The sequence below is a fragment of the Sphingomonas sp. RS6 genome (assembly GCF_054489705.1).
In genome coordinates this window covers 1-1,191 of record NZ_JBTMWM010000022.1, presented here as the reverse complement: position 1 = coordinate 1,191, position 1,191 = coordinate 1, and the positions used below count along the sequence as shown (strand labels likewise).

Sequence of the window (1,191 nt, the reverse complement as noted above, 5' to 3'; positions counted from 1 at the left end):
TCGAGCGCGCGGAACGCATCCCACTCGGTCACGATCACCAGCGCATCGGCGCCGTCGGCGGCGGCATAGGGGTTCTCGACGAACTCGACGTCGCTGAGCAGCTTGCTCGCCTGCTCGACACCCTCGGGGTCATAGGCCTTCACGCTCGCGCCCGCATCCTGCAGCGCCGCGATGATCGACAGGCTGGGCGCGTCGCGCATGTCGTCGGTGTTCGGCTTGAAGGTGAGGCCCAGGATGCCGACGGTCTTGCCGCGCACGTCGCCGCCCATCGCCTTGATCACCTTGCGGCCCATCGCGCGCTTGCGGGCGTCGTTCACCTGCACCGTCGCCTCGACGATGCGCAGCGGCGTGTCGTTGTCGGCGGCGGTCTTCATCAGCGCCAGCGTGTCCTTGGGGAAGCACGAGCCGCCATAGCCGGGGCCGGCGTGGAGGAACTTGCCGCCGATCCGGTTGTCCATGCCGATGCCGCGCGATACTTCCTGCACGTCGGCGCCTACCTGCTCGCACAGGTCCGCGATCTCGTTGATGAAGGTGATCTTCACCGCGAGGAAGGCGTTGGCGGCGTACTTGATCAGCTCGCTCGTGCGACGGCCGGTGAACAGCACCGGGGCCGACTGGTTGAGCGACAGCGGGCGGTAGATCTCGCGCATCACCTGACGGGCGAACTCGTCCTCGGTGCCGACGACGACGCGGTCGGGCCGCTTGAAGTCCTCGATCGCCGCGCCTTCGCGCAGGAATTCGGGGTTCGACACGACCTTGGCGCCGCTGTTCGGCGCGACCTCGGCGATGATCCGCTCGACCTCGTCGCCGGTGCCCACCGGCACGGTCGACTTGGTGACGATCACGCTCGGCTTGGTCAGGTTCTCGGCAATCTCGCGCGCGGCGGCGAAGACATAGGAGAGATCGGCATGGCCATCGCCGCGCCGGCTCGGCGTGCCCACCGCGATGAACACGGCGTCGGCATCCTTCACGCCCTCGGCCAGGTCGGTGGTGAAGGACAGGCGGCCGGCCTTGACGTTGCTCGCCACCAGCGCGTCGAGCCCCGGCTCATAGATCGGCATCACATTCTGATGCAGCAGCTCGATCTTGCGAGCGTCCTTGTCGACGCAGACCACCTCATGGCCGAAATCCGAAAAGCAGGCGCCGGACACGAGTCCGACATAACCGGTGCCGATCATGGCAATGCGCACG

The 1,191-nt window shown here is 67.3% G+C and carries 1 protein-coding gene; it reads right to left on the bottom strand.

All coding sequences use genetic code 11. The annotated features are described in order from the left end of the window. Positions 1 to 1,190, bottom strand: a 1,190-nt coding sequence (locus tag ACX40Y_RS18180; protein ID WP_459120983.1) for a UDP-glucose dehydrogenase family protein, incomplete at its 3' end; no start/stop codon positions are given. Between the last annotated feature and the right edge of the window lies 1 nt (position 1,191).